General features: G+C 54.8%; 4 protein-coding genes and 1 pseudogene. All 5 read left to right on the top strand.

Features of this window, described 5'->3' with window-relative positions:
- Positions 1-120: 120 nt before the first annotated feature.
- Positions 121-1,554 (top strand): polysaccharide pyruvyl transferase family protein, encoded by a 1,434-nt coding sequence (locus CSQ89_RS20075; protein WP_099407789.1) that lies wholly within the window; start codon positions 121-123, stop codon positions 1,552-1,554.
- 127 nt (positions 1,555-1,681) lie between these two features.
- Positions 1,682-2,305, top strand: a complete 624-nt coding sequence (locus CSQ89_RS20080; RefSeq protein ID WP_099407790.1) for a hypothetical protein — start codon at positions 1,682-1,684, stop codon at positions 2,303-2,305.
- Positions 2,306-2,447: 142 nt separating this feature from the next.
- Positions 2,448-2,594: pseudogene (locus CSQ89_RS23995) on the top strand (IS6 family transposase); the annotation flags it as partial.
- A gap of 50 nt (positions 2,595-2,644) precedes the next feature.
- A complete protein-coding gene (locus tag CSQ89_RS24000; protein ID WP_441302621.1) occupies positions 2,645-2,866 on the top strand; it encodes a hypothetical protein in 222 nt (73 codons plus the stop codon).
- A 331-nt stretch (positions 2,867-3,197) separates the two neighbouring features.
- Positions 3,198-4,553 (top strand): ShlB/FhaC/HecB family hemolysin secretion/activation protein, encoded by a 1,356-nt coding sequence (locus CSQ89_RS20090; RefSeq protein WP_099407791.1) that lies wholly within the window; start codon positions 3,198-3,200, stop codon positions 4,551-4,553.
- The last annotated feature ends 84 nt before the right edge of the window (positions 4,554-4,637 follow it).

Raw genomic sequence — 4,637 nt, forward strand, 5'->3', positions numbered from 1 at the left:
CACTCACCGTTGCCGGCAATCACCCGGCAGCCCTGGCCTATGACGGCCCACCGCGCACGATCCGCACGTGGCGCTTGCATCACACTACCAACGCATTTCATTTGATTGAGGAAAAGATTGATGTCCAAACTGCTTGAAGAGTTCATGACGGCCAATGCCGCCTACCCGGTGCTCTACCGCCAGCTCCAGACACTGATTGAAGCCGCGGCGGCGAAACCAAGGCAGCCCCGTACGCCGGGTGAGCCACTCAAGCTGTTGTTCGTTGGTTATGCCGGGGGGGGAAATACCGGCGCAGATATCCGTGTTGCCGAAATGATTCGGCAGGTGCGTGCCATCCTGGGCCGCGAGAATGTCCGTATTGGACTCGTCGTCAGCGGTGATGCCCTCCCACCCGACCTACAAGATGATATTGCGCTTGAGGTAGTGCACGACTACTTCCCCGAGTTCCTGGCGCGCACGATTGATCTTTACGACGGAGTAGTCGCCTGTGATGGCTCGATGTTCAAGTCCAATCTTTGCTGCATGCTGTCAGCGATGATGGGTGGCGCATTGGGCATGGCCGCCGCTGCGGGCAAACTGGCAATAGGCTATGGGGCAGAAGCGGGGAGAATGGAGCCGGATCTGAAAGCGTTTATCTCCAGCCTGGGTGAACAGCCGCTCATTCTTTGCCGAAATGTCGAATCCAGTGCCGTGCTGAAACCAATGGGAATGCGGGTGGCTGACGGTGCAGACACCGCCTGGACCTACCAGGCCGAGCCTGAAGCAATCACCCAGCAGCGATTGGTTGAAATGGGCATTCATACGGAGCCCGTACTGGTAGTGTGCCCCATGAACCCGTTCTGGTGGCCGGTACGGCCTGATCTGGCCAAAGCTGCCGAAATGCAGCAGACAGGCGCTCATCAAGAGCTGCATTTTGGCAGCATTCTTTTCCACCCCAGCGATGAAACCATCCAGCAACGCTATCACCACTATCTGGATGGCTTGGCTAGCGCGGCAAATGCATGGCAACAGACACACGACGGCAGCATCATCGTGATCGGCATGGACAAAGTGGATAGGCCGGCCTGCAACGATTTTGCCCAACGTCTGGCGCAACCTGCATCGATTGTGGTGAGTGGCGATATCCCACCGCCAGCCATCGTGGGCTTGCTACGCCACGCCGATTTGATGATCAGCTCACGTTTCCACGCCATTGTCGCCAGCATGGAAGCCGGCGTACCTGCCATCGGCGTCAGTATGGACGAGCGTATTGCCAATCTTCTGGGACACGACAAAGCGGGGCATTGCCTGCTGAAAGTGGATGCCCCCGATCTTGCCGTGCAGCTGCTTGAAGCCATACGGTTTGTTGAGTCAGCACGTAAAACGATTGCAACGCAAACCCAACGCGCTGTCGTCGGCAATCTGCGCGCCATGGCGCAAATGGGTGAACGCTTTGCGATGGAAATACATCAATTCCACCCCGACTTACCCTTGCAGGCTACTAATACGGATTGGACACGCTATTTACCACCGCTGAGCGACAGGCAGCGGGCGCTCGTTGAACAGCACGGCTAGGCAACAGGATGATGGAGAGGGAGTCAGAACCTGTTAGGAGCGTAGTCCTCAGGGATGCCACACTCCATCAAATCAACATCAGGACTGCGAGGTGGAGATGAAACAGGCGCCAGACAAGATATTGCACATGGCTAAACCCAGCATGCAACGTTTGCACATCCGGCTGCCTGCTACCGTTGTACTCGCAGTCATGATCGCAGCCTGTGCCCACAAAAACCCGAATGAGCGCGTGACGGGGGATGGTGGTCGGCTTTTTAGGGTCAGTTCGCGCCAGATAACCGTAGACCTGACAGAGGACGAACGCAGGGCGCTTGCCCAGGTGCAAGATCGGCACATCAGCATCGCAAACAGCCTCGATATAATGAATGGCAGCGCAATGGTATTGAGCCAAATGGGCTTCAAACCGGTCAAGAAAGACCCGGACCTGCAGAAAGTGGAAGGTGAACGCCATAAGGTGGTGGGGGTACGCTGGCGTGCCGCGATTCGCACGCTCTTCAAGTCCAAAGGTATTCCACTGAGCGGCAAGCCCGACCACGAAAGCATGCGGGCATTGGTTTATATCCGGCCTAATAGTACCAACAACACCTTGATGGTACGCACACGCTTTGACGTCACCATCTGGGATACCAATGGGGATGCTCGCAGCACAACAGTTCATGACGGTGCCATCTACAACTGTTTCTTCTCGCGGCTGAACAGCATACTTACCAAGCAGACCGATAACGACACACTTTGCGATAAACCATCCTGATCGCTGCCTCGCAATCTTTTTACAATCTGCCACCAGCGGCTGGCCGTAACGGGCGCTGTTGCAAAAAATATTATCGTGCTGGCGCTCCACTTAGGGGGCGGTCTCTGCAATGCAGATAGCTAGCATCTTGGGGGGCAAGGCGATGAACACAGGCTTCAAATGGCGCCACGTCGAAGGAGAAATCATTCTCTGGGTCGTCCGCTGGTATTGCCGCTACGGCATCAGCTACCGCGAACGCCAGGAAATGCTGGCTGAACGCGGTGTCCATGTTGATCGCACTACCCTCTATATGTCATCGAGGCCGATCACGACAAACTCAAGCGCCTGATCAAGCCCACGTTGGGCTTCAAGTCACTGAAGACCGCGTATGCCACCCTCAAGGGATTCGAGGTGATGCGGGCGCTGAAGAAACGGCAGGCCCGGGCTTTCCAGATCCAGGACGGCATCCGGGGTGAGGTGCGTCTGGTGGAGCGGGCGTTCGGTCTGGGACTCAATGCCCTGGCTGAAGCTATCGAACACGTCACGAGCCAGCTAGATACCCCTGTGATTGCGGTTGCCTGAAAAGGCCAGACCACCCCTTCGTGTGCTCCCCCGGTTTTTTTGCAACAGAGCCCTCACCCATCACGCCTTATTGCGACAGAACCTGTTTCTTCCCTTAGCCCAAATCCTTTTGGATTGGGGCTTTTTGTATTTGAATTTCTTGTATTACGCGTGGTGTTGCAGCGAATACCCAATGGCGGGATTTCAAAGCCCTCAGTTTGCTTTCCATACATTCACCAGCTAGAAAAATGTCTCAGATGAGTTGGGATGAGATGGGCTGGCTTGTCTGACCGTTGTATTGAATGCGGTGAATTTGACTCATACATAACGTGTTAAATCAAAGGCTGTTTACATGCGACTAAGTCAACGCTTGCTGCGTTCCCCTAGCTTGGCAACTCCTACTTTTGTTTCTGTTGTTCTGCTTTCCGGCGGGTCGTTTTCAGCTATCGCTGCCGATGCAATTCCCGCCATTGACGCGGGTTCGTTGACACGTCAACAAGAACATCAACGTTCAGAAGCCGAGCGTGCGTCGCATCCTTCGCCTGCTTTGATTGATGCAAGGCCGTCCACTACAAAATCCACCAGTACTTCTGATGTGAAGGTAATGGTGAATAGCGTGCATTTTAGCGGCGGACAGGAACTGCTTTCCCCAGCTGAACGATCAGCTGTGTTACAGCAGGTGACTGGCCGTCTGCTGGATTTTTCTGCCCTGCAAGCGTTGGTAAATTCGATTACGGATACTTTGCATAAAAAGGGCTACATGTTCGCTCGTGCCTATTTGCCTTCACAAGATGTCACGGCGGGAAAGCTTGACATTGTGATCGCAGAGGGCCGGCTTGATGGTTCGCCTAGTCAGCCTGTGGGGTGGATGGTCAATTTATCTGCAGGGAGTCGTCGTCCCGCTCAAACTTGGTTAGATATGGCAGAGGCTGCGCTGCCATCGGGTAGCGTGGTGAAGGAAGCATCCTTGGAGCGTGGGTTACTGCTAATCAATGACGTCCCCGGCCTTAGTGCAAAAGGCAATCTGCTTGCAGGGGAGAACCCAGGCAGCGTGCGTGTTCAGCTCGATGTGAACGAAGGCAAGCGATTCGAAGGCTATCTCTGGGCAGATAACTATGGCAGCGAAAGTACGGGACGCGCACAGGGACATGCCCTGGTCAATATCAACGACCCTTTTGGTTTCAAGGATCAGGCCTCGCTACAAATATCGACCAGTCAGGGAGTCAATCTTGGTCGCCTGGGATATGGGTTTGGGATGGGGTCAACAGGTCTGCGCGCCAGTATCGGTTATAGCCAACTGTCGTACGACGTAGTGAAAGGTGTAGGCAAAGCTGCTGGATTGGAGGGGAAGTCCAACATTGCTAGCGTCAATCTGTCTTACCCGTTTATTCGCACCCAGCGGAGTAATTTTCGGGGTGGCGTGGGGGTAGAGCGTAAGGCATTCAAGGACGAAAGTCGTTTGGGTGTACTGCGAGACAAGCGCTCGAACGTGGTCACACTCAGTATCGGTGGCGATTTTGTGAATGATTCGAGATTGGCTGGGTTCAACCTGTGGCGATTGGCGGTGGCAACGGGCGATCTGGATTTGTCGGGCGCACCGTCTGATGCTGCTGTGGATGCCAGTACCCGCAAGACCCAGGGGCGGTGGACCAAGCTCAATGCGTATTACTCACTGATGTTACGCAGTAGCTGCGAGAAGCAGCTGTAACTGATCATAAGCCGCGCGGGAGGCGTTGATCAGTAACTTGCGGCAAAGTGCGAATGGGTTCTTCTGCGTCTTGATGCTCAGGCA

The sequence above is a fragment of the Chitinimonas sp. BJB300 genome (assembly GCF_002735695.1).
Lineage (GTDB): Bacteria > Pseudomonadota > Gammaproteobacteria > Burkholderiales > Chitinimonadaceae > Chitinimonas.